The following is a 23,383-nucleotide window of genomic DNA, read 5'->3' as shown; positions in this document are numbered from 1 at the left end:
CGGATGCGCGGCGGCAAGGCGCAGCGCGGCGGCGGGGCCGCGCGCGACCAGCGCCGGGCCGGTGCCGGGGGCGGCGGCGATGGCGGCGCGCTCGGCCGCCGTCAGCCGCGCCGTGACGCGCGGCCCCTTGCCGCCCTGCGCGGCGCGCGTGACGCGCAGCGCCAGCGCCATGCCCTCGTTCACCGCCTCGGCGATCGGGCGGCGGGCCTCGCCGGTCTCGCGTTCGGGCAGGAAGCCGGTCTCGCCGCCGGCCAGCGCCACGAAGGCGCCGGCCATGGCGGGTGCCACCGCCGCGACTCGGCCGCGATGCAGGTCACCCACGCCGTCGGGCCGCGCGGGGCGCTCGACCCAGGCCTCGACCGCCGTGCCGTCGACCAGCAGCGCCGTCCGCCGTTCCCCCGGCGACGCGCTGACGAGGATCAGGGCGTGAGCCACCCGATCCCCCGCAGCAGCTGCGCGGTCTCGAACAGCGGCAGGCCGACGACGTTGGAATGGCTGCCCGACAGGAAGCGGATGAAGGCTTCCGCGCCGCCCTGGATGGCATAGGCGCCGGCCTTGCCGCGCCATTCGCCCGACGCGATGTAGGCGTCCATCTGCTGGCCCGTCAGGCGCTGGAAGGTCACCTGGCTTTCCACGCTGCGGAACAGCCGCCGCCCATCGGGCAGCGCGAGCACCACGGCGGTGACGACGCGATGCCGACGTCCCGACAGCAGGTCGAGGCAGGCGCGCGCCTGCGCCTCCGTCTCCCCCTTCGGCAGGATGCGGCGGCCCACGCCGACGACGGTATCCGCGGCGAGCACGATGGCGGCCGGCGCCTGCGCCGCGGCGGCCTCCGCCTTGGCGCGCGCGAGCCTTGCCGCGTGCGGGCGCGGCACCTCGCCCTTGTAGGGCGTCTCGTCGATGTCGGTCGGCAGGACCCGGTCCGGCACGATGCCGAGGCGGGCAAGGAGTTCGAGGCGCCGCGGGCTGGCGCTCGCCAGCACCAGCGGCGGGCGCGCATCGGCCATGGGCGCGGTTACTTGAAGCGGAAGGTGATGCGACCCTTGGTCAGGTCGTAGGGCGTCATCTCCACGTTCACGCGGTCGCCCGCCAGCACGCGGATGCGGTTCTTGCGCATCTTGCCGCTCGTGTGCGCGAGAACGATGTGGTCATTGTCCAGCTTCACGCGGAACATCGCGTTGGGCAGCAGTTCGACCACCTGCCCGCTGAACTCGATCATGTCTTCCTTAGACATCGGGCCTCTTTGAATGGGCGCGCACAAGGCGCGCGGGAAATGGGGGGCGCGGAAAAGCGCCGCAAAATGGTCCTCGCGCCGCGCCGGGTCAACCACCAAGCCGCAGGGCGACGCTGCGCGCATGCGCCGTCAGGCCCTCGGCCTCCCCCAGCACGACCGCGGCGGGGCCGACCGCGGCGAGCGCCGCCGCATCCGCCTCCACCCAGGTTGTGCGCTTGAGGAAGTCGAACACCGACAGCCCCGAGGCGAAGCGCGCCGTCCGCCCCGTCGGCAGCACATGGTTCGGCCCTGCCACGTAGTCGCCCACCGCCTCCGGGCAGAAGCGGCCGAGGAAGGCCGCCCCGGCATGGCGGATCTGCGCGAGCAGGGCGCGCGGTTGTTCCACCATGAGTTGCAGGTGCTCCGGCGCCAGCCGGTTGGTCAGCGCCGCGGCCTCATCGAGGTCCCGCACCAGGACGATCGCCCCATGCCGGCGCCAGGACTCGGCCGCGATGGCCGCGCGCGGAAGGCTGCGCAGCTCCTCCTCCACCGCGGCCGCGACGGCGGCGGCGAGCGCGGCGTCCGGCGTCACCAGGATCGACTGGGCGCTCTCGTCGTGCTCGGCCTGGGCCAGCAGGTCGACCGCCACGTGCCGCGGGTCGTTCCCCGCATCGGCGATCACCACCACCTCCGACGGGCCGGCGATGGAATCGATGCCCACGCGCCCGAAGACCTGGCGCTTTGCCTCGGCGACGTAGGCGTTGCCGGGGCCGACGATGCGGTCGACCGGCGCGATCGACGCCGTGCCCCAGGCCATCGCCGCGACGGCCTGCGCGCCGCCAAGGCGATAGACCTCGGTCACGCCGGCGCGCCTGGCCGCCGCCAGCACCAGCGGGTTCAGCTCGCCGCCCGGCGTGGGCACGCACATCGCGATGCGCCCGACGCCGGCGGCGCGCGCCGGGATCGCGTTCATCAGCACCGATGACGGATAGGCCGCCTTGCCACCCGGCACGTAGATGCCGACGGCATCGAGCGCGCCCCAGCGCATCCCCAGCGTCAGCCCGGCCGCGTCCTTCATCTCGAGATCGGCGGGCAGCTGCGCGCGGTGGAAGGCCTCGATCCGCTCGGCGGCCATGTTCAGCGCGGCTCGGCGGTCGGGCGGGATGCGCGCGTCGGCGGCCTCGATCTCCTCCGCACTCACGCGCAGCGCCGAGGCATCGCGCGGCGTCCAGGCGTCGAAGCGGGCGGTGAGGTCCACCAGCGCGGCGTCGCCGCGGGCGCGGACGTCGGCGATGATCCCGGCGACCGCGGCGTCGACGCGGGCGGTCGTCTCGCGCGCTTCGTCCAGCAGGGCGGCGAAACGTGTCTCGAAGTCGGGGGCGGTTGTGTCGAGGTGCTTCATCTTGATCAGGCGGGGGGAGAAGGGAACTTCTCCCCCCGTACCCCCCTCAACCTTCTTTGGGAATTGGGTTCAGCGGGCGTCGCGTTCGGCCAGCGCCGCCCGGAAGCGCGCGATCCACGCCCCGATCGCCTCCGGTCGCGTCTTCAGCGCGGTGCGGTTGACGATGAGGCGGGAGGTGACGTGCGCGATCACCTCGCTCTCCCGCAGCCCGTTCGCCTTCAGCGTCGATCCGGTCTGCACCAGGTCCACGATCAGCCGCGCGAGCCCCATGGACGGGGCGAGTTCCATCGCGCCGTTCAGGTGCACCACCTCCGCCTGCACGCCGCGCGCGGCGTAGTGGCGGCGCGCGATGTTCGGATACTTGGTGGCGACCGTCACGCGCGACCAGCGGGACGGGTCGTCGGCATGGCCCGCGACGGGTTCCGCGACGCTCACGCGGCAACGCCCGATGCCGAGGTCGAGCGGCGCGTAGATCTCGGCATAGTCGAATTCCATCAGCACATCGGCGCCGCAGATGCCGATCTGCGCCGCGCCGTGGGCCACGAAGGTCGCGACGTCGAAGGACCGCACGCGAATCACGTCGAGCGAGGGGTCTTCCGTCGGGAAGCGCAGGCGCCGGCTGCTCTCATCGGCATAATCCGCCGCCGGCACGATGCCAGCGCGCGCCAGCACCGGGCCCAGTTCCGACAGGATGCGGCCCTTGGGCAGGGCGAGGACCACCGGCCCGGCATCGTCGGGCGTGGAAGGCGACATCGGCGTCGGGATCGGGTGGTCCATGCGCGTCAGCCCGGCAGGCGTTCGATGTCGGCGCTGACCGCGGCGAGCTTCGCCTCGATCCGCTCATAGCCGCGGTCGAGGTGGTAGACGCGGTTAACGATCGTCTCGCCTTCCGCCGCCAGCCCCGCGAGGATCAGGCTGACCGAGGCGCGCAAATCGGTCGCCATCACCGGCGCGCCGGCCAGCCGCGGCACGCCGCGCACGATGGCCGACGCCCCGTGGAAGTTGATGCGCGCGCCCATGCGCAGCAGCTCGGGCACGTGCATGAAGCGGTTCTCGAAGATCGTCTCGGTGATCATCGACGCGCCCTCGGCGACGCACATCAGCGCCATGAACTGCGCCTGCATGTCGGTGGCGAAGCCCGGGAAGGGCTCGGTGATGACGTCCGTGCCGCGCAGGCCATTCAGGCGGGAGACCTTCAGGCCACCCTCGGCTTCCGCCACGTCCACGCCCGCGTCGCGCAGGATGCGCACCACGGCGCCGAGATGGTCGAGCCGCGCGCCCGCCAGGAGCACCTGGCCGCCGGTGATGGCCGCGGCGCAGGCGAAGGTCCCGGCCTCGATCCGGTCGGGGATGATGGGATGCACGGCCGCGCCCAGCACGGGCACGCCTTCCACCACCAGCCGGTCGGTGCCCAGCCCCTCGATCCGGGCGCCCATGCGCATCAGGCAGGCGGCGAGGTCGGTGATCTCCGGCTCCCTCGCCGCGTTGACGATCTCGCTGGTGCCGCGGGCGAGGGTCGCCGCCATCAGGATGTTCTCGGTCGCGCCGACCGAGACCTGCGGGAAGATGATGCGCGCGCCCTGCAGCCCCTGCGGCGCCGTCGCCTCGATATAGCCCGCGGTGATCTCGATGACCGCGCCCATCTGCTCGAGCGCCTTCAGGTGCAAATCCACCGGCCGCGTGCCGATGGCGCAGCCGCCGGGCAGGGAGACCCGCGCCCGCCCGTGCCGCGCCAGCAGCGGCCCGAGCACGAGCACCGAGGCGCGCATCTTCCGCACCAGGTCATAGGGCGCTTCGAGATTCGTCGCCGTGCCGGACAGCGTGATGGTGCGCGCCTGCTTGTCGCGCGCGACCGTCAGCCCGTGCTGGGCGAGCAGCCCGGCCATGGTCGTGACGTCGGCGAGGTCCGGCGCGTTGGTCAGCGTCAGCGGCCCGTCGCCCAGCAGCGCGGTCGCCATCAGCGGCAGCGCGGCGTTCTTGGCGCCGGAGACGGGGATGGTGCCGGTCAGCGCCCGGCCGCCGCGGATGCGGATTCGATCCATCGTTCAGAGCCTCGGCAGCGCGACGCCGCGCTGGCCCATGTATTTGCCGCGCCGGTCGGCGTAGCTGACTTCCGGCGGGCTTTCGCCCTTCAGGAACAGGAACTGGCAGACGCCTTCATTCGCGTAGACCTTGGCGGGCAGCGGCGTCGTGTTGCTGATCTCGATGGTGACCTGGCCTTCCCATTCGGGTTCGAGCGGCGTGACGTTCACGATCAGGCCGCAGCGCGCATAGGTGGACTTGCCGAGGCAGATGACGAGCACGTCGCGCGGGATGCGGAAGTACTCGACCGTGTGCGTCAGCACGAAGGAATTGGGCGGGATGATGCAGACGGGGCCCTTGCGGGTGACGAAGCCTTCCTCGCTGAACGCCTTCGGATCGACCACGGCGTTGTCGACATTGGTGAAGATCTTGAACTCCTCGGCCGCGCGCGCGTCGTAGCCGTAGGAGGACAGGCCGAAGGAGATGACACCTTCGCGCCGCTGGGCTTCCACGAAGGGCTCGATCATGCCGTGCTCGGCCGCCATGCGGCGGATCCAGGTGTCGGGCATGATCGGCATCGGGTTGGGCCTGGCCTGCGGAGGGTTGGCGGGCGGCGCGGCGCCGGCGCGGCCCGGGGGCGGCCGGATTAACCGATGGGGGTGCCCGGGGCAACCTTGGGCGGCGGCGCGGCATCCATTCCGGCCGCGTCTTCCCGCGCCCGGGCCTGGGCCTTCCGGCGCTTCAGGTTTTCCCGCAGCGCGGCGGCGCGGCGCGCCGCGCGCTCCTCGGCCGGGGTGGGGGGCTTGGCGGGGGGCTTTTCCACGGCGCGGAAGGTGGCGGGGCGCGGCGCGCGCGGCAAGGGTTGCGCGGGGCGGGCCGTCCGCCTAGAGAGGGCGCCGCCTGGACACCCCGGGGCTGCTGTAGCTCAGTGGTAGAGCACTCCCTTGGTAAGGGAGAGGTCGAGAGTTCAATCCTCTCCAGCAGCACCACCTTTTCCCTGGGTTTCAGCGATCTCGGCGGGCCAACACAGAGGGTCGTGCCAACACCAGGCCAACACCAGCAAGAGTGCCCGCTTGTTTTCGCGCTGCGACGGCCCCTGGCGGTTGCCGTGGTAGCCTCGCGCTATGCCCGACGCCGTCCCGCCCCGCCGCTCTGCTCGCCCTGACGCTGCCGTAAGTCCGCACATGGGCGACGACGGGTCGCTTACGCTCGCGGCCTACGAGCGTGTCGCCGACGACTACTGGCTGAGCCTTATCTGTTCAGGCTTGAAGGGGTGCCAGCGCGTCGTCGATCTCGGCATCCGGCCCGCTATCGCGCGCTTCGGTAGGGGCACGACGGCCCGAGGTCTGGCGCGGCGGCTCAGGTGCAGCGCCTGCGGTGGGCGCGAGGTTCGTCCGATGCTCGGTTCGGACACCCGCGGCCAGCACGCCCGCGAGCGCGATGGGCCTGCGCGGGGGACACGCGCTCATCTTTCGCTGGCAGAGCCGCATCCGCTCTGCTTTCCGAGTGATCACGTCGGCGAACCCACGCGGGGGGGGGGCGAGTGTTTTTGACCAAGACAGCGAAATGCTACCGGAGCGGCCAGCTTATCCGAAGAATGTCGGGCGAAATCCGTAATGGCCCCTAATTTTGGCAGTGCCAGTTCGGAGGAGAGACAAAGTGAAGCCGATGATCCTTAGCTTCGCCGACGCGAATATGGCGGGCTTCTCCTGGCGGTGGGAGTTCTATGTCGAACGGAAAGCAAAGGGATTTAGGCTAAGTGCTCGCCAAGTTGTTTGTGAGGACATACCCACTGTCGTCGATCCCGTGGACGGTCTCCGCGACGGGGCAGATATATATAGGGCTCTCGACAGCATGCTCTGCGACGTTGGGTATTCGCTGAACCAAGACGACGTCCCGGAGATCTCGCGCAGAATTGCAATTCTTGATCCGAAGGCTGCCGACGAGTTCCGTCGCGGGCAGGAAATCTTGGATGCACGGGACGAGGCGGAAGCTGCGCGGCGCGCATCCGAGCGTGATCGCAAACTCGCTCCCTTCCGGTCGCGCATTGACGCCTACGTCCTGAGGTTCAGCGATGCGCCGTTCCGGAACTATGGCGGAAATCGAAGGGTCTTCGCGCGGGCATTCATTGAACAGTACGTGTTGGAGAATGGGCGGTTGCCGACTGGCGAACACCACATCCGTGTCGGAGGCTATAGCGGCGGCAGCCACGATTTCACCGATCTGCACTCATAATGCGTACCGTGCTGATGTCCGTGCGCCGAGGCCAATTCGGGCATGCCGTACGTCACGGCACCCTTGAGTTACGCTCGGCCCGTGTTCGGTGCAGGTAGGAGCGCGACACGGGACGTAACCCAACGGCGGTGGAGGGGTAGGGCGATGGCCACGTCATGGGAGGTCCATGGCTATGTCGATGGCAGATACGAACTGCACTTGGCTTTGGGTACGCCGGGGGAAGACCTCTTCGTGCCCGTGAAGAGGGAGGACGCTCCCGCTGTGCGCTTCACGTCCATGGAGGCGGCTGAGAAGGTCGCCACGGAGCAACCTGCTGGACCCTCGTTGGATTGGCGGGCCGCCCGTGCTGAAGGCGGATCGTAGCCCGATGCGAGGCCGGAGCCTGCCGGAAGGCATTATCGCGACGGGTGAGTTCTCGGGCGCCATCGACGCTTGGCCGGAGTACCTCCGGCTCTATCGTCTGCCAGGCGGCGGCATCGAACTCGCGTCCATGGGCAACGCGGTGATCGGCGAACCGGGCGACTTCGGGGAGCAGGACGAAGAGACCGGCGAGTGGGCCCTGCCGGACGAGATCGACGACCAGCGGGTGTTCCTGCAGGGCGATCTGGTCGTGTCCGAGGCCCTGGTCCCGGCGAACGATGACGCAGTCGCGGAGTTCGCGCCGGGCGAGGTCGAGGACGCGCTCCAGTGGCTTCGCGACTATGGGTGGGGCGGTGGCAAGGACTGGCCCAGGATCGAGCGCGCCGTTCGTGCCGCGCTGGAGCCGCCGGGGTCGCTTTAGACGCGGTCGCGTCGTGCGCATTCGGGAACGCCCGAATGCGAAGAAGTCACGGTTGCACCGCTTTGCAAGCGGGCGACATGACCATGGCAGCCCAATCTCCCAGCAGCATCGTATCCCTAAGTTTCGGTCGGCCAAGATATAGAGGGAATGATTAGACGTTGGCGCTTTTGCAAGGCGCGTTTTGTTTTATCGGAGCACAAATGACTTGTGATGATAAGAAGGAATTTTTGATCGTTAGGATGCATTGAGCGAAATAAATGAAGTATGGTCTTCTCTTTTTCGTCGGCAGCAAAATCAGCAAAATCCAATATGTCTTTTATATCAATGTCTAGTAGTCGCGATAGGGATTTTGCGTTTTCAAAAGATGGGGCGCATAGATTATTTTCCCATTGCGCAATGGCTGAGCGAGAAAGGCCAAGATGTCGTGCAAGTTTATCTTGGCTTAAGCCGCTGTCTTCGCGCGCTTGGGCAATTTTTCCACCAATGGTGCTCAGATCACGCAAACGCTGTCTTGGCATCCCATCCCTCCGAGGTGAAGTGTAGCGCCGAAAGATGCACACGCATGCGGGCGGGTAGTGTCGGGCAACTCGAACTTATCCGCCCTGAGTACGTTTCCGCCCGAGGACTTCGTCTGCCTTTGGCGCCCGATCCGCCCGCTCGGACCATGAACGCATTCCCGTCGATGCCGTATCCGCCACCCATCCCAACCGAAGCTCGACACCCGCGCACCGCCGTGGCGGCGAGATGGCGCCGATGTCCACCGGGCACTGGAGAAGCTGCGCGAAGGCGACAAAGTCGCTGAAGGACGTGCGCGTCGGGCTGAACGAATGAACGAGCATCAGCGCGCGGTCGCAGCGGTATCTCTGTGCCTCGTAGATGGCCGACGCGGTGCGGTGGAGGAGTTGGTAGCGGATGCTTCCGACGGCGGCGGCATCCAGCCCCAGCGTGTCGCAGAGGCTCCTGAGGCGAACCTGCTTGTTCGGTGATCCGTTGTCCCATTCCACGACGGTCGGGCCGAAGACCTCCTCGGCCTTCCCCTCCACCGCGACAACGGCGTAGCCGCCCGCCGCCTTCACGAACGCCATCAGGTCGGTCTGGCTCGCGGCGCCCCTCCCGGCGAGTTCTATCTCGCGCTCGAAGAAGCCCTCAATCAGTTCGGCGCGCTGGTAGTCCGGGCAGGTGTCGAGGACAGCGCGGACGGACGGCGGGATGCCGTCTGCCGCGACCCACGAACGCGCGAGTTCGCAGGCGGATTTGCCCGGCTGCCAGTCCCCGATCCCCTTCTTCAGGAACGGGATCACATCCTCGGGCTGGACGATCTCGGTGAGGTGGAACAGGCGACGCATGACAGGCCCCGTTCGACCGTCGCTTCTCGTCATCAACCGTCCGCGGCCTTAAGCCGGGCCAAATCCGCCGAAACGGCTGCTATGAGCGCGGCGACTTCCGCAGCCACGGACGCCTCCGACGCGCCGTTGGCCATCGTGAAGACGTAGCCAGAACCCCCCGCCGGTCCCTGGTCGGCAGGACCGTGATCAGCCATCACCTCGATGCTTGGCAACTGCTCCAGCAACATGGCCAGGTCGCTGTCCGGCTCGTACGCAAGATCGACGGCGCCTGATGGCAACAAGATCCGGAGTGGGCGGATGTGCTCCGGGATGAGATCTTGGTACTCGTATGGGGGAAACGCGCGGAGCGGCTCAAGGAGCGGACCCGCGATCAGTTGCCCGTCCCAAGAGTGGCCGAGATATCCGGGTGTTTCTTCGATGGGCGTAGCGTCTGCCGCGTCATCCCAATCTTCGTCGCCCGTCATTCTCCATTCTCCTGCACGCAGATCGTCAGGTACGCTACAGCACACATGATCGCTAAATCATCCGCTTCGTGGGTGTCCTTCGCTTCGGCAGCGAGACATTGCCGAAGTCCTGACGCGGCGGGAGGTTTGGATCGAATGGCACTGAGGAGCGGTATGCATGTCGGGTGACTTGGCCGAGATCGAGAAACGCCTCTGGGCGGCGGCCGATGACTTCCGGGCTAACTCAGGCCTCATGCCCTCGGAGTACGCGGCGCCGGTCCTGGGGATGCTGTTCCTGCGCCAGGCCGAGGCCCGGTTCAATGAGGTCGGCCAAAGGCTAGGGGGAGGCAAGGGACGCCGGGGCGGTCTGGATCCAGACGACTACAAGGCCAACGGGGCGATGTACCTGCCCGAGGAAGCCCGCTTCTCCCACCTCCTGGCCCTCCCTGGCTCAGAGGACCTGGGCAAGGCCGTCAACGGGGCCATGGCTGCCATCGAGAAGGCCAATACGGAACTTGAAGGCGCCCTGCCGCGCACGTACGGGCAGGTCCCGAAGGCCACGCTGCAGAACCTGCTGAAACTCCTGGCACCCCTCGACATCCCAGGGGACGCCTTCGGCAAGGTCTACGAGTACTTCATGGGCGCCTTCGCCATGGCGACCATGCAGAAGGGCGGCGAGTTCTACACACCCGAGAGCATCGTGCGCCTGATCGTGGAGGTCATTGAGCCCTTCCATGGGCGGATCCTCGACCCCGCCTGCGGCTCGGGTGGCATGTTCGTCCATTCGGCAGACTTCGTGCGGCGGCACCAGCGCAGCCCGGAAGCGGAGATCTCCGTGTTCGGGACCGAAAAGGTCCGCGAGACGCTGCGAATGTGCCGGATGAACCTCGCGGTCCATGGCCTCTGGGGCAACGTCAAGGAGAGCAACACCTACTACGAGGACCCGCACAACGTCGTCGGCGGCTTCGACTTCGTCATGGCCAACCCGCCCTTCAACGTGGACGGCGTGGACAAGGCCAGGATCGCCAAGGACCCGCGGTTCCCCTGGGGCATCCCTGGCCCTGACAACGCGAACTACCTCTGGATCCAGTTGTTCTGGTCGGCGCTGAACGCCAATGGTCGCTCGGGCTTCGTCATGGCCAACAGCGCGGGCGATGCGCGGGGCAGTGAGGCCGAGATCCGCCGCAAGATGATCGAGACCGGCACGGTGGACGTGATCGTCGGGGTGGGCCCGAACTTCTTCTACACTGTGACCCTGCCCTGCACGCTGTGGTTCTTCGACAAGGCGAAGGCCAAGACCACTCGCAAGGATCAGGTGCTGTTCATCGACGCCCGCCACGTGTTTCGCCAGATCGACCGGGCGCACCGGGACTTCACGGATGGCCAGATCGCGTTCCTGGCCAACATCGTGCGGCTGTGGCGCGAGCGGGACGTGGAACACCAAGGTGACAGCGAGGCGCTCCTGGCGGCGAAGCTCCCCGAGGCGCGGTACGTGGATGTTCCCGGCCTGTGCAAGGCGGCGACGCTGGCCGAGATCGAGGCCCAGGGCTGGTCACTGAACCCTGGCCGCTATGTCGGGGCGGCTCCGGGCGAGACCATGGACGCCGTGGACTTCAAGGAACGCCTGGAGGCGTTGCAGGAGGAACTGGAGATACTGAACGCCGAGGCGGCTCGGCTGCAGGCCCGGATCGCGCAGAACGTCGCCGAGGTGCTCCAAGCATGACGGGCAAGGCGCACTGGCATGAGGTGGCCCTCGGCACAGTGGCTGAAGTCCGCTGGGGCGACACAAAGACCACGAAGGCGTCCTACGTCACCGCCGGTTACCCCGCATTCAGTGCGACCGGAAAAGACGGACTTCTCGATCATTACGACCATGAGGGTCCGGGCATCGTCTTGAGTGCCATCGGCGCACAGTGCGGGAAAAGTTGGTTCACCGACGGTCGTTGGTCGTGCATCAAAAACACAATCTACATCAAAGGGGACAGTAAGCGCGCCGACACGCGGTATCTGTCGTTCGTACTCTCTGACCCAGACGTCTGGCCGAAGAGGGGAGCCGCCCAACCATTCATTTCGCAGACCGACGCGCGTGCGGTCCAGATACGCCTCCCTCCCTTGGACACCCAGCGTCGTATTACCGGGATCCTCTCGGCCTACGACGACCTCATCGAGAACAACGAGCGGCGCATCGCGATCCTGGAGGAGATGGCCCGGCGGATCTTCCGCGAATGGTTCGTGGACTTCCGGTTTCCTGGGCACGAAGCGGTCCGCATGGTGGACACGGAGGCGGGGAAGATCCCGGAGGGGTGGCAGTTTGGGCCCGTCAGCAGGATCGCGGAGGCAACAGGCGCGTCGATCTCGCCGTCTCAGTCGCCCCAAAGGTTCTTCGCGCACTATAGCCTTCCCGCATTTGACGCTGGGCAGCAGCCAGCCGTCGAGTTGGGCAGTGCGATCCAGAGCAACAAACTCCTCTTCGAGCCGCCAGTCGTTCTCCTGGCAAAGTTGAACCCAAGGTTTGACCGCACCTGGGCGATCACCGAAGCCGCAGGCCATAAACAGGTGGCTTCCACCGAGTATGTGCCTCTCCGGCCTCGGCCAGGTGTTCCGCTCGCGTACCTGCAATGTGCCGTTCAAGGAACTGCGTTTCGGGACAGACTGCTGGGGCTCGCGCAGGGTACATCGACGTCACATCAACGGGCGAAGCCCCAGGACATCCTCGCCATCAACGTTCCTGTGCCTCCGTCGAGGCTGCTGCAGTTGGCAGACGAGCACCTCGATCCACTTCTCGTAGGAGCGAAACTAGCCCGCGCAGCAAACGTGGGTTTGCGACGTTCCAGAGACCTCATCCTCCCACGCCTGATCTCGGGCGACCTCACCGTGTCCGCAGCCGAGCTCGCACTGGAGACGGCGGCATGACCAAGAAACTCGGCACCCTTGAGCCCGTCGATGTCCGCGACGCGTGGCCCAATGAGGCCTCAGACTTCACGCCGTGGCTCGCCTCAGAGGAAGGCCTGAAACTCCTCGGCGAAGCCCTGGACATGGACCTGGAGGTCGAGGCCACCGAGGAGAGCGTCGGCCCCTTCAGCGCGGACATCCTCGCCAAGCGCACCGACACGCCCGACGAACACTGGGTCGTCATCGAGAACCAGTTGGCGAAGACGGACCACCGGCATCTTGGTCAGTTGCTCACCTACGCCGCCGGGCTGAAGGCAGCCACGGTCATCTGGATCGCCACCGAGTTCACCGAAGAGCATCGCGCGGCCATCGACTGGCTCAATGAGATGACCAGCGACCGCCTGCAGTTCTTCGGCCTGAAAATCGAGTTGTGGCGCATCGGCACCTCTGATCCGGCCCCGATGTTCAACGTCGTTTCGGCGCCTAACGAGGCCACAAACGCCGCAGGAATGGCCCGCGAGACCCTCGAAGCCGGACTGTCTCCCCTTGGTGCGCAGAAGCGGCGCTACTGGGAAGCCTTCGCCACCGTGCTGGCCGCGAAGAATGGGAAGGTGAAGCCCGCGAGGCCAAGGCCGCAGCACTGGGTCTCCTTCGGTCTCGGACGCTCGCACCTCTGGCTGAGCACGATGCTGAATAGCAAGGACAAGACGATCGCGGTCGAGTTCGCCTTCAATGGGCCGATGAAGCAGGCATGGTTCGATCAACTGGCGGCCAAAAAAGCCGAGATCGAGGCGACTGCGGGCGAGACCCTGTCCTGGGAGGCGATGGAGACGAAGAAGATGAGCCGCATCGCACTTTACCAGTCGAACAGGGATCCCACCGTCGAGACCGACTGGCCGTCGCAGCATGCATGGCTCGCCGAGAAGGTCGAACTCTTCCACAAGGTCTTCAAGCCGTACGTCCAGGCACTTCCTGGCCCCGCAGACACCACGAGCGAAGACGCCCAGCCCGAGCCCCCGGAGGCCGGATCGTGAACCGTCTCCTTGTCATCGCCCTCGCCACGCTGCCGCTCGCGGTTCTGTCCCGTGAAGCCCTGGCATCTTTCTGCCACCGCCCGACGCCGCCGCGATGCACCATGTACCTGATGTCCAACTCCCCGAACTGGGAGTTCGAGGATTGCCGAGGCCGCATCGAGCGCTTCCGCCAGGAAGTCCAGGTCTTCTTGGACTGCCAGCGGGACGAACAGGCGACAGTGATCCGCGAACTCAACGAGGAGGTCCGGCAGTTTAACGCCTGCGCCCGTGATCGGTTCTGCTGAAGCCACATGGCCATCGGCGAACTGCAACTGGAAGGCCGCACGGTTCTGCAGTGGCTCACGCGCGCGTCCGAGGATGAGTGGGGCGCTCTCATCGATTGCCTCGTCGATGACGGAGACAGGGAGGAGGCTTGGCTGATCGTCAACGTGCGCCGGAACCTCCTGGAGGTGACCACGGAGGGAACACCGGCGGCCCGAGTGAGGCGTCAGTGGACTTGGCTGAGCAGCGGCTTTGTGATCATCCCCGAGGCTCGCCGCGAGGTTGTCGATCTCGTCGAGCGTAGCCGTCCACCCGAGGTCGTGGCCTTCGAGGCGGCACAGGCGCGTTTGCGGAACCTCGGCTTCGATCCGCACCGCTTCGCGACGTCCGACGATGTCTTCCTGGTGGACAGGGTTCTCGCAGAGGCAGCGACTGACCGGGTCGTGCCAAGACGCGCTGACCGCTTCGCCTTCTACGAGGCGCTGAAGTCCTGCGGGCAGTTCCGCCCCGCGATCCCGCACCTGAGAGCCTGGATGGCAGCAGTGGAGGCGGATCAGGAACCGCTCGTGGATGCCAGCGAGCGCTTGCGCCTGTCCGTGATGCTGCGCCACGCCGGTCAACCTGGGGCATCACTGGATGTCAGCGCGGTGGTTGACCTTCCGCCGACCTTGCTGCGAGCCGAGGACGAGGTCGTCGCCATGCTCTGCACGCACCGGGCCGCTGCGTTGCTGGATCTCTTCGACAGCACCGGAGACTGCGACCTGCTCACTGACGCACGCCGCTACCTCGACCGGGCATGGCGGCTGAAGAAGGGTCCCGAAGCCTCCAACACATACCAGCGCTGGCACCGGCTCAAGGAGCGCTGCAAGCCCGCCAGGACCTCACTGGGGCTTCGCCGAGAGGATCATTAAGCGGTGGCACCATCCCCGATCAACGAGAAGGCACTGGTCGAAGATCCAGCCCTGGAGCGATTCCAGGAGGTCGGCTGGACCACGAAGAGCCTGCTCAAGGAGTTCGATGGCGGAGCGAGCAGCGAAGGCCGTGAGACCAAGCGTCAGCCCTACCTGCCCAGTCGGCTCCGTGCAGCCCTGGCCCGCCTGAACCCCGGCCTGGACGCCACCGTCATCGACAAGGCGGTCGAGGAAGTCACCAGGTCCCGGTCCTCCATGGCCTTCGTGGCTGCCAACAAGGAGGTCGTGCGGCTCCTCCGTGACCGCGTCCCGGTGCCCACTGTCGGCGAGGACGGCCAGCCGACCACCGTGCATGTCACGGCCATTGACTGGGAGAACCCTGGCAACAACGAGTTCCTCATGGCCAGTCAGGTCTGGTTCGCGGGCGACCTGGGGCAGAAGCGGGCCGACGCGGTGGGCTTCGTCAACGGTATCCCGCTGCTGTTCTGCGAGTTCAAGGCACCCACCCAGCCCGTCAGCGATGCCCTGGATGGCAACCTGAAAGACTACCGGGCAACCATTCCGCACGTCTTCGCGCCCACGGGCTTCGGCCTGATCTCCAACGGCCACGACACGCGCCTGGGAGCCGTGGAGGCGCCCTGGGAGCACTGGCTGGAGTGGAAGCGCCTGGACGAGGACGACGCCCCCACGAACAGCCTGGAGGTCGCCATACGGGGTGCCTGCGAGCCCGCGCACTTCCTCGATATCGTCGAGAACTTCGTCGTCTTCCAGGAGGAAGCCCAGAAGACCGGGACGGTTCGGCTGATCAAGAAGGTGGCGCGGAACCACCAGGTGCTCGGCGTCAACCGCGCCATCCAGGCGGTCCAGGATCTCCGGAGCAACCAGGGGCGCCTGGGCGTCTTCTGGCACACCCAGGGGTCCGGGAAGTCGCTCTCCATGGTGATGTTTGGGGAGAAGGTCCATCGCAAGGTCAAGGGCAACTGGACCTTCGTGGTGGTCACGGATCGCCAGGAACTCGACGACCAGATCGCCCGGACCTTCGCCGAGTGCGGTGCGGTCACCGAAGACATCCACGAAGTCCAAGCCTCGTCTGCGGCTGATCTGCGACGGCTGCTGCGGGAAGACCATCGCTATGTGTTCACCCTGATCCACAAGTTCCGCCCGGAGCCCGGCAAAGCGATGGAGGTGCTGTCGGATCGCAGCGACATCATCGTCATCACGGACGAGGCCCACCGGAGCCAATACGACGTCCTGGCGCTGAACATGCGGACCGCACTGCCGAACGCCGCCTTCATCGGCTTCACGGGCACGCCGCTGATCAAGGGCGAGGAGGAGCGGACCCGCGAGGTCTTCGGCGACTACGTCTCGGTCTACGATTTCGGCCAGAGCATCGCCGATGGCGCCACGGTGCCGCTGTACTACGAGAACCGGATCCCGGAGGTGCGGCTGGCGAACCGCGAGTTGGGCGACGACTTCGAGAACCTTGTGGAGGAAGCCTCCATCGACGAAGACGTCGAGGCCCGGCTCCAACGGCAGTTCGCGCAGGAATACGCGCTTCTCACCCGCGACGACCGCCTGGATATCATCGCCAAGGACGTGGTGCGGCACTTCACGGGCCGTGGCTACCGGGGCAAGGCTATGTTCGTCGCGGTGGACAAGGCGACCGCCGTGCGGATGTACGACAAAGTCCAGGCCCACTGGCAGGTCATGCTGGCCGAGAAGAAGGCCTTGCTGGACAAGGCAGCACCCGAGGACCGCCAAGCCGTCCAGGCCGACTACGACTGGCTCCGCGAGACCGACATGGCGGTCGTGGTCAGCCAGGGCCAGAACGAAATCGAGGATTTGGCGAAGAAGGGTCTCGACATCGTCCCGCACCGGAAGCGGATGGTGAACGACAACCTCGACCTGAAGTTCAAGGACCCCGACGACCGCCTGCGCCTCGTCTTCGTCTGCGCCATGTGGATCACCGGCTTCGACGTGCCGACGTGCTCGACGATCTACCTCGACAAGCCGATGCGGAACCACACCCTGATGCAGACCATCGCCAGGGCGAACCGAACGGCACGGGGCAAGACGGCGGGCCTGATCGTGGACTACGTCGGCGTCTTCGCGAACCTGAAGCGCGCCCTGGAGATCTACGCTACCGGTGGCCGTGATGCTCCGGCGATCCGCGACAAGGCCGCTTTGGTCGAGGACATCCAGCGCGGGCTCCGCGAGACCAAGGCGTGGATGGCCGAGCGGGGTGTCAGCGTGGATGCTATCGTGGCTGCCGAGGGGCTGGCGAAGAGCGACCTGATCGGTGGGGCCAGGGCGAAACTGACCCTCCCGGACGATGTGAGGATGCGCTTCCTCCGCATGTCCTCAGAACTCTGGGCCGCCTTCAAGTCGGCGCTGCCGGATCCGCTCGTGGGCGCGCTGTTCCCCGAGATCGACACGGTCCGCAAAGTCGACATCGCGATCCGGGAGCACCTGCCAAAGCCGAAGATCGGCGACCTCGCTGCCGAGATGGAGGATCTCCTCGACAGGTCAGTGGTGGGCATCGAGATCACGCGGCCCTTGCCCGATCCCGACAGCATGGACGGCTTGGTGAACCTGGGTGCCATCGACTTCGAGCGCTTGAGGGCGCTGTTCGCCAAGGGGCGTGGTCAGAGCGCCGTGCAACTGGCCCGCAACGAGGCCGAGACGCGCGCGAAGAACCTCGCTGCCCAAAACCCGACCCGCCAGTCTTTCCTCGACCGCTACCAGCAACTCGTCGCGGACTACAATGAGAGGCGCATGACCGCCGAGGAGATCTTCGCTGAACTGATGCGCCTGATCGAGGCGATGGGCGAAGAGGATCGGCGCCATGCCAGGGAGAATCTCGGCGAGGAGGAACTGGCGCTGTTCGACGTGCTGACCCAGCCAGATCCGCAACTCCCTGAGGCGAAGCGCGACGAGGTCAAGGACGTCGCCCGAGATCTCCTGACGAAGTTGAAGAGCCTATTCTCGGGGATCGACTGGCAGGCCAACCCGACGATGCGGGCCAAGGTACGGACGACTATCAAGGGCGCGCTGCGGAAACTGCCCGACGAGTACGACGACAACCTGTGGGAAGCGAAGGTGGCCGCCACGGTGGATTGGGTGTTCCGCCGGTACGGGGGCGCCGCGTAGTTCGTTCTTGGAACGGGGACGGCCCGGGCTGGTAATGACGCCTTCTCACCGCGCCAAAATCGGAGCTTCGCCGGGCGGGGGGGGGAGGGAGACAGGCGGTTGGGGGAGGGGGGGGGCCTGCCAGGTCCTCGTGTTGGGGGATCAAGGCAGGCCCTCAGTTCCCCCGCCCGGTGGGGGATGGCCCCTGGGGGGGGCTGGCCTCGTCCCACCCTGCCGCGGCGTCTCCCGGCATGCGGCCTTTATCAGGCCAGCGGCGACCGACCCAGACGGGCGAGCAAGCGCTGAACCTGTACCGCCTGCCAGGAACCGGCCTTGCCCGACGGCAGCGGCACGCCGCGCGCCGTCAGCGCCTGCGCGGTGGCGGAGGCACTGGTGACGCCCTCGGCGCGGATGGCAGCGATGGTCGTGGCGTAGTCGGTCGCCCGCCTGTCGGCTTTGGCAGTGCGCGCTACGGAGGCATGCAGGAGCGCGGCTCGGGCCTGCTCGGGCGTCGGCGGGCGCGGCGTGCCCAGGCGCACACCACGCGCCTTCGCGGCTGCCAGCGCGGCCCTCGTGCGGGCCGAGATTGCCCGCGCTTCCTCTTCCGCCACCAGCGCCATAATGCCGACGGTCAGTCGGTTAGCGTTCGGCATGTCGGCGGCAACGAAGTCGATGCCCGCCTTCTGCAGGCCCAGCAAAAAGTGAGCGTCGCGAGCGAGGCGGTCCATCTTCGCGATGACTAGCGTGGCGTTGTGTAGTCGGCAGGCCGCGAGTGCGGCGGCGAGTTCCGGGCGGTCGGACGTACGTCCGCTCTCAACCTCGACATGCTCCGCGAGCAGTGACCAGTTCCCCCCGTTCAGGTACGCGGCGACGGCGGCGCGCTGCGCCTCCAGGCCCAGGCCAGAATGGCCCTGCTTCGCGGTGCTGACGCGGAGGTAGGAGACGAACCGGCCCTCGGCCATGGATTTACACCTTCGGAAACGACCGTTTCTGATAATGTAAGTATCGCCCGGCGATGTGGCAATGTTCTCACCGCACGCGAGACTTGGTCGCGCCTGCCGCGCCGCCAAGCGCCTTCGGCCCCGACTGCGAGTGTACCGCGTCGCGTCCTGCCGCCCTTCGCGACATCAGACCGACGGGTGCGCCGTCCTCCGCCACCTCCGGGGGCGGGCGGCGAGCGACGCAGAGTTCTCGCCCGCTTAGGAGAGCGGGTCGATGGCGGGTTCTCGATCTCCGGCGGCTTCGGAGGGATGACCTTCTGCGGTGTCGTTTTCTTCGGTGGCCTCAAGCGAGGCTACGATCAGCCCGCGCTCGTCGATCATGTCCTGCGTCACCTCCAGGCCGATTAGCCCCGCCTCTTTGGCTGTGAGGTCGAGTAGCGGCCCCGTTCGCGCCGCCGCCTTCTCCAACAGGCCGCGCCACGCCATTAGGACATCCAGGGGAACGCCAGAGAGGTAGTCTCGCTGGACGTGATGGGTGGTGCTGTTCAGGCCCTGGATCCGACCGATGCCGTCGATGGCGCGCACGGCGACCTGTGGCGAGCCGCGCCGGGTCTCCAGTGCGATGCCGCCCAGCTGGTTTGTCGCCCAGGCGCGCAGCCGTTCTTGTTCCCATGTGCCGAAACCGGCGGGCGGCTCCTGCGGCTCGAAGGACACCTGCGGGGGAAGCGGTACGGACGCAGACGGCTCCGAAGCGGCTTTCGGTCCGTCAGGAAGCAAGCGCGTCAGAGAGTGCGATGGTCGAACGATCTCAGCGGGTGGGACGCCCCTGATCTCTCCAATGCGGGCGATGACCTCCGGCATGCGCAGATACTCCGGTCCGCGAACACGGGCGCTTGCGGCGCTCACACCTGCTGACCGCGCCGCCTCCTTCGCGGTCGCTTTTGGGTTCGCGGCGATGTGTTGAGCGAAGGCCTCCAGGCGGGTGTCGGGCAGTGCGGGCACGGCTGCGGCTCCGGTGTGTGAAGGGCGAACTGCTATAGCAGATGGCAGTGATCCGGTCAGCATTTCAGGCACACCGGGGCGCAGGTCAGGCACGGCGGGGGCACAGGGCACAGGCACAGAGGCACAATGCTGCCAGGCCTTGTGCGCTTCCCTAGCAGCGAGGGCTTTCCGCCCCTAAAGGCGCCTCGCGCCTCGAACTGCGGGCCTTCGACGTTCGCTGTCTGGCTTGAGCCGCCATGGCTCGGACCACGTCCGGCCCTACGGTGTGGCGCCTCGGCGGAGGTCGTTACGATTACGGGGTGGCGATGGTGGTGATGGTGCCTCCGCCCACACATATCGTGCCCACGCGTATAATTAGCGAGCCCTTATCAAGTGCGCATCACCTTACGGACGGCTCCGAAAAGCATCACCACCATCGCCACCCTGCGCTCGTAACGAACCCCAAAAACCCCAGTTTTCTGACCCCTCCGCGAAGGCGTTCATCTCAATTCCATCACCACCCTGATCGCTTTTCGTCGCCACCCCGCGAGCAAAACGATCCTCTGCGTGCTGGTCCCTCACAACACCCACTTGCAGCCCGCCGCCATCCACACCCCGAAGGCGTTGTTGCGCGGCACACTACGCCGGGAAATCACTACCCTCCCGCAGGCGGATACCCTCGACGACGGTCACGCCATTGACTGCCTTCCAGCGGAAGCTCCTAGGCCGCCTCGTCATCTCCTCTTTGAATGTCGCTCGGCTGAGTTCCCGCTCCCGGTTGACCCGCGCCCACTGGTTGTAGTCCGCAAGCAGCGCCGACGGAGGCGTCTCGACACGACCCCCTGTCACGCAGCGACCCGCGATCCAGGCCCCGACCGTGTCCTGGTTGATGAAGTACTGTTGCGTGGCTTGATTTACGCTTTCGGGCGTATCGAGCTTCGTGCCGCTACCCCAGCGGGCCGCGCCATTGACGAGCCACCGCAGAATGCCCCGCGCCTCGCCCTTAAGCCTCTCCGACAGAGTTGCATCAGGGTTCTCAAAGAACGCATCGAAGGGCACCACGCGCAGCCGCCGCGTCATCGCAGGCTGAATGCCCTCAGCGAGGCGCGGCATGTGGTTGGTCGAGATGACCGGCGTGAAGCTCGGGGTCATGGTGAAGAAGTCCTTCCCCATGAACCTCGCCGCTACAGGATCGCCGCCTGTCAAGGCTTTGAGACGCATCGCGTCCAGGGTGTCATCGGCGCCCATCTCGCTGACCGTCAGAAGCCTCGCTCCCTTCAGCCGCGCCATGCCGGTCGGGTGCTTGTCGCCCCGTGTCAGCCTGAACAGATCGAGGTCGCCCTGCTTCGCGTAATCCTTCAGCACATGGGCCACCGTGTTCAGCAGCACGCCCTTCCCATTGCCGCCCGGCCCGTACATCACCAGCGCGATCTGCTCGTCCGTCAGACCGATGATCGAGTACCCCAGCGCCGCCTGGAGGTAGTCGATCAGTTCCTGCCTGTTCCTGGTGATCTCCTGCAGGAACTGGTGCCAGCGCGGGCAGTCCTCGGTGTCGGCGGGCCCGACCGCCGTCGTCATCGACACGAAGTCCATGGCCCTACCAGGCCGCATCACACCCGAGCGAAGATCCACGACGCCTTCGGGCGTGCCGAGCAGCCAGGGGTCAGCGTCGAACAACGACGGCTCGATGACCACCGCACGGTCCACCTTTGCCAGCGCTTCGACGCCATTTACGAAGGAGGCAGCCTGCATCGCGAGGCGCTCCCTCGGACCCAGACCGCTCGCCTGCGCCGCTTCAACGCGGCATTGTTCCCGGATGGCGTCGCGTACGAAACCATCCTCGTCCTTCCGCCAGACGCCGCGCTGGAACACGAACCAGCCGCCTGCCTGGGCGCAGTACTTCATGCGCTCGGCGTTCTCCTGGACGAAGGCGAGCGCGATGGCGTCATGTCCGCGCACCGTCGAGACTGCCACGCTTGTCGCCTTCTGCACGGCGTGGCGCTGGCGGATCTGTTTATCCAGCGTCCTCACGCTGACGCCCAGCGCCTTCGCGGCCCCCGCGCGCTGCCGGTCGTACTCGAAGGGGGCGAGAGCCGCGAGCCGCGTAAGTTCCTGCTCGTCGGTTTCCTGCGTCACGATATCGGCGCCACCAGTGCCGCCTTTCATCCCGTCCTTCATGCGCGCTCCTTCTTTTCGGCAACGAAGCTGCTGAAGCACCCCTCCAGCCTTGTTAGGTCGTTCATCACCGCCTCACGGGTTGCACTGGCGGCGTCCGCGCGCGTCGATCTGCCGCTCGCGGTATCGCGCGCGGCGACACCAACAACCCTGGCGATCTCATCCAGCGCGCGGTCGCGCTCGCTCTCCTGTTGCGCCGCGCAGAACCGCGCGAAGCCCGGCAGCGTTCCGCTGAGTGCCACGAGATAGGCCCGGTCGGCGCCGCACCGCTCTGCGACCGCTACGCACCGCGCGATAATCCCGTTTGCATCCGCCTTTGCACCATTCTCGCGGACCCAGCGCGCGATAATCTTCTTGCTGCTCTCGTAGAGGCCGATGCCGCCCATGTGCATGGGCCGCATTGCGGCGAGCAGCTCCTCGACCGTGCCGCTCATCTCCAGGCCAGCAGCGGTCCCGCTGAACTGCGTCAGCAGGCGCATAGGCATGGGTGGGATAGGGGGCACGACCGCGAGGCGGTGCTTGGACCGAAAGAGATACGCCCGCGCCTTGCCCGGCAGCGGATCCGCGACACCGCCACGGAACACGGGGCGCGCCGTGTAGATCGGCTGCACGGGCACCAGCACGCTGGCGTCGAACGTCGTCCGATCCGCCAGCAGGCGCATAATCTCCTCGCGCACCAGGGGCCGGTCGAGCAGATGCCATGTCCGGATCCGCACGGTGGGCTTGAAGCCCATGCCGCTGGTGAACTGCACAATCATGTCGGCGTCGAGCAGCCACTCCGGCAGCACCGCGTTCGCCGCCTCGCGGGCGCAGCGCCCCGGTTCCGTGCGCCAGTCCACACCGGCAGGGAACTCGACGGCGTCGAGGTCGAGGGCCAGCCATTGGCGCCGCACCTCGACCATTGTCGGGCGCCCGTCGGCCTCGTCCGGGCGGTCGTGCAGGAGCCTGCGCTGCTGCTTCGCCAGATCGACGCCGGGCAGCACGGCTCCACGCAGGACGCAGATATCCGGACGGTCCATCAGCCGCAGCAGCAGGCGGTCCAACCTCGCTATCTCGTTCGGCAGAACGAGGGGCTTCAGGGTCATGCGCAAGAACCGGGGAGCCGAGGTTTCGTCCCTTGGCTCCGTCCCGTAGCGAACTTTTGTGGCGATGCTGCCCTCAGGGGAAATGGCGAGCGTGCAGCCCCACACCCCAGTGGGATCGACCTGCGGCGTGGTCATGACCGCACCCCCAGTGCCGCGAAGCTCCTCAGGATCGGCACCATGCGCCCGTTCGGGGTCTTCCAAGTGGCGAGAGCCACGCGGACCCGCCTGCGGTTGCCTTGGAGAGCCGCCAGGAGCCGCCCAAGCCTCTCCGGCACCTCAGGCACTTGCAGCGCCCTGAGGAGGCCAAGCAGCCTCGCCAGATCGCTCTGGCGGCGCTCCGGCGCGCCTCCCGCCACCAGCAGCCTGACGGGCGCGGCGCCGCCCTCGGTCACGAGCATCAGCCGAAGCCAAGTTTCGCCGGGCCGGGTGGTGTCGATGCGCGCACAGTCGATGCGCACGTCGTGTTCGCCGGAGGGCAGCAGCGGCGTGTGACCAGTCGACAGGCGGGAATACTCAACGCTAGACCCGGCGC

General features: G+C 66.9%; 22 protein-coding genes, 1 tRNA gene and 1 pseudogene. 9 read left to right on the top strand and 15 right to left on the bottom strand.

What is annotated here, in order from left to right; all coding sequences use genetic code 11:
* The 7 genes and pseudogenes from J5Y09_RS18350 to dcd all read right to left on the bottom strand — a co-directional run.
* Positions 1-435 (bottom strand): annotated as a pseudogene (locus J5Y09_RS18350) (ribonuclease E/G); the annotation flags it as partial.
* The gene (locus J5Y09_RS18345; protein ID WP_209353275.1) at positions 420-1,007 is read right to left on the bottom strand and encodes a Maf family protein; all 588 of its coding nucleotides are present in this window, start codon (positions 1,005-1,007) and stop codon (positions 420-422) included. The pseudogene J5Y09_RS18350 and the gene J5Y09_RS18345, both read right to left, overlap by 16 nt.
* Positions 1,008-1,015: 8 nt before the next feature.
* Positions 1,016-1,234: a translation initiation factor IF-1 gene (gene infA, locus J5Y09_RS18340; protein WP_137128126.1), complete on the bottom strand. Its 219-nt coding sequence runs from the start codon at positions 1,232-1,234 to the stop codon at positions 1,016-1,018.
* A gap of 88 nt (positions 1,235-1,322) precedes the next feature.
* Complete coding sequence (gene hisD / locus J5Y09_RS18335) at positions 1,323-2,615, bottom strand: histidinol dehydrogenase (RefSeq protein ID WP_209353274.1); 1,293 nt, start codon at positions 2,613-2,615, stop codon at positions 1,323-1,325.
* Positions 2,616-2,684: 69 nt separating this feature from the next.
* Positions 2,685-3,392, bottom strand: a complete 708-nt coding sequence (gene hisG, locus J5Y09_RS18330) for an ATP phosphoribosyltransferase (protein ID WP_209353273.1) — start codon at positions 3,390-3,392, stop codon at positions 2,685-2,687.
* A gap of 5 nt (positions 3,393-3,397) precedes the next feature.
* Positions 3,398-4,657, bottom strand: coding sequence for a UDP-N-acetylglucosamine 1-carboxyvinyltransferase (gene murA / locus J5Y09_RS18325; protein ID WP_209353272.1), 1,260 nt, complete (start codon positions 4,655-4,657; stop codon positions 3,398-3,400).
* A 3-nt stretch (positions 4,658-4,660) separates the two neighbouring features.
* The gene (gene dcd, locus J5Y09_RS18320) at positions 4,661-5,215 is read right to left on the bottom strand and encodes a dCTP deaminase (protein ID WP_209353271.1); all 555 of its coding nucleotides are present in this window, start codon (positions 5,213-5,215) and stop codon (positions 4,661-4,663) included.
* 336 nt (positions 5,216-5,551) lie between these two features.
* On the opposite strand from dcd, the gene J5Y09_RS18315 reads away from it, so the two are divergent.
* From J5Y09_RS18315 to J5Y09_RS18305, 3 genes are all read left to right on the top strand, one after another.
* Positions 5,552-5,626: transfer RNA gene (locus J5Y09_RS18315), tRNA-Thr, on the top strand.
* A 670-nt stretch (positions 5,627-6,296) separates the two neighbouring features.
* Positions 6,297-6,872: a hypothetical protein gene (locus J5Y09_RS18310; RefSeq protein WP_209353270.1), complete on the top strand. Its 576-nt coding sequence runs from the start codon at positions 6,297-6,299 to the stop codon at positions 6,870-6,872.
* Positions 6,873-7,215: 343 nt separating this feature from the next.
* Complete coding sequence (locus J5Y09_RS18305; RefSeq protein ID WP_209353269.1) at positions 7,216-7,653, top strand: hypothetical protein; 438 nt, start codon at positions 7,216-7,218, stop codon at positions 7,651-7,653.
* 116 nt (positions 7,654-7,769) lie between these two features.
* Here J5Y09_RS18305 and J5Y09_RS18300 read toward each other — a convergent pair whose 3' ends face one another.
* From J5Y09_RS18300 to J5Y09_RS18290, 3 genes are all read right to left on the bottom strand, one after another.
* On the bottom strand, positions 7,770-8,171 hold the full coding sequence (locus tag J5Y09_RS18300; RefSeq protein WP_209353268.1) for a helix-turn-helix domain-containing protein: 402 nt from the start codon (positions 8,169-8,171) through the stop codon (positions 7,770-7,772).
* A gap of 75 nt (positions 8,172-8,246) precedes the next feature.
* Positions 8,247-8,999, bottom strand: coding sequence for a DUF6946 family protein (locus J5Y09_RS18295; RefSeq protein WP_209353267.1), 753 nt, complete (start codon positions 8,997-8,999; stop codon positions 8,247-8,249).
* 32 nt (positions 9,000-9,031) lie between these two features.
* Complete coding sequence (locus J5Y09_RS18290) at positions 9,032-9,463, bottom strand: hypothetical protein (RefSeq protein WP_209353266.1); 432 nt, start codon at positions 9,461-9,463, stop codon at positions 9,032-9,034.
* 157 nt (positions 9,464-9,620) lie between these two features.
* Between J5Y09_RS18290 and J5Y09_RS18285 the strand changes: the two genes are divergently transcribed.
* From J5Y09_RS18285 to J5Y09_RS24655, 6 genes are read left to right on the top strand one after another with little or no spacing between them, the layout of a single operon-like run.
* Positions 9,621-11,165: a class I SAM-dependent DNA methyltransferase gene (locus J5Y09_RS18285; protein ID WP_209353265.1), complete on the top strand. Its 1,545-nt coding sequence runs from the start codon at positions 9,621-9,623 to the stop codon at positions 11,163-11,165.
* Positions 11,162-12,355, top strand: a complete 1,194-nt coding sequence (locus J5Y09_RS18280; RefSeq protein WP_209353264.1) for a restriction endonuclease subunit S — start codon at positions 11,162-11,164, stop codon at positions 12,353-12,355. Before J5Y09_RS18285 ends, J5Y09_RS18280 begins: the two co-directional genes overlap by 4 nt.
* Entirely contained in the window at positions 12,352-13,368 is a 1,017-nt protein-coding gene (locus J5Y09_RS18275; RefSeq protein ID WP_209353263.1) for a DUF4268 domain-containing protein, read from the top strand. The genes J5Y09_RS18280 and J5Y09_RS18275 overlap by 4 nt, the downstream gene beginning before the upstream one ends.
* The gene (locus J5Y09_RS18270; protein ID WP_209353262.1) at positions 13,365-13,652 is read left to right on the top strand and encodes a hypothetical protein; all 288 of its coding nucleotides are present in this window, start codon (positions 13,365-13,367) and stop codon (positions 13,650-13,652) included. Before J5Y09_RS18275 ends, J5Y09_RS18270 begins: the two co-directional genes overlap by 4 nt.
* Positions 13,653-13,658: 6 nt before the next feature.
* Positions 13,659-14,540 (top strand): hypothetical protein, encoded by an 882-nt coding sequence (locus J5Y09_RS18265; protein WP_209353261.1) that lies wholly within the window; start codon positions 13,659-13,661, stop codon positions 14,538-14,540.
* A gap of 3 nt (positions 14,541-14,543) precedes the next feature.
* Entirely contained in the window at positions 14,544-17,690 is a 3,147-nt protein-coding gene (locus J5Y09_RS24655) for a type I restriction endonuclease subunit R (protein WP_209353260.1), read from the top strand.
* Between the two features lie 242 nt (positions 17,691-17,932).
* Here J5Y09_RS24655 and J5Y09_RS18255 read toward each other — a convergent pair whose 3' ends face one another.
* From J5Y09_RS18255 to J5Y09_RS18235, 5 genes are all read right to left on the bottom strand, one after another.
* Positions 17,933-18,631: a recombinase family protein gene (locus J5Y09_RS18255; protein WP_209353259.1), complete on the bottom strand. Its 699-nt coding sequence runs from the start codon at positions 18,629-18,631 to the stop codon at positions 17,933-17,935.
* Positions 18,632-18,868: 237 nt separating this feature from the next.
* Positions 18,869-19,612, bottom strand: a complete 744-nt coding sequence (locus tag J5Y09_RS18250) for a terminase small subunit (RefSeq protein WP_209353258.1) — start codon at positions 19,610-19,612, stop codon at positions 18,869-18,871.
* A 618-nt stretch (positions 19,613-20,230) separates the two neighbouring features.
* A complete protein-coding gene (locus J5Y09_RS18245) occupies positions 20,231-21,769 on the bottom strand; it encodes a phage/plasmid primase, P4 family (RefSeq protein ID WP_209353257.1) in 1,539 nt (512 codons plus the stop codon).
* Complete coding sequence (locus J5Y09_RS18240; protein WP_209353256.1) at positions 21,766-22,986, bottom strand: hypothetical protein; 1,221 nt, start codon at positions 22,984-22,986, stop codon at positions 21,766-21,768. The genes J5Y09_RS18245 and J5Y09_RS18240 overlap by 4 nt, the downstream gene beginning before the upstream one ends.
* Positions 22,983-23,309 carry a hypothetical protein gene (locus tag J5Y09_RS18235; protein ID WP_209353255.1) on the bottom strand — a complete coding sequence of 109 codons (327 nt, stop codon included), beginning with the start codon at positions 23,307-23,309 and terminating at the stop codon, positions 22,983-22,985. Before J5Y09_RS18235 ends, J5Y09_RS18240 begins: the two co-directional genes overlap by 4 nt.
* Positions 23,310-23,383: the final 74 nt, after the last annotated feature.

Origin of the sequence: Roseomonas nitratireducens, assembly GCF_017813355.1 — a bacterium.
Lineage (GTDB): Bacteria > Pseudomonadota > Alphaproteobacteria > Acetobacterales > Acetobacteraceae > Neoroseomonas > Neoroseomonas nitratireducens.
Note: the sequence above shows the minus strand (reverse complement) of the source record. Positions and strands in the feature narration are given on the sequence as shown.